Raw genomic sequence first — 235 nt, forward strand, 5'->3', positions numbered from 1 at the left:
ATGACGACGTTGTGCCAATCGGTCTTTTCCTTCTTTTCGCCCGTATTGCGATCGCGCCAGCTTTCAGAAGTGGCGATACTGAAGGAGGCATTTGCATTGCCGCTCTGGGTGCGGCGGATCTCGGGATCGGCACCGAGGTTGCCGATAAGGCATACTTTGTTGAGAGAGCCGGCCATCAGTGCAGCCCTCCCGTTTCCTGTCGATTTGAGATTTCGTTCATGTCTCTCGTGATCTC

The 235-nt window shown here is 54.5% G+C and carries 1 protein-coding gene; it reads right to left on the reverse strand.

Features of this window, described 5'->3' with window-relative positions; translation table 11 throughout:
• A partial coding sequence (ssb, locus tag AF337_RS13430) for a single-stranded DNA-binding protein (RefSeq protein WP_152971053.1) occupies positions 1–176 on the reverse strand: 176 nt, incomplete at its 3' end.
• Between the last annotated feature and the right edge of the window lie 59 nt (positions 177–235).

Origin of the sequence: Rhizobium ecuadorense (assembly GCF_001187535.1) — a bacterium.
Taxonomy (GTDB): domain Bacteria; phylum Pseudomonadota; class Alphaproteobacteria; order Rhizobiales; family Rhizobiaceae; genus Rhizobium; species Rhizobium ecuadorense.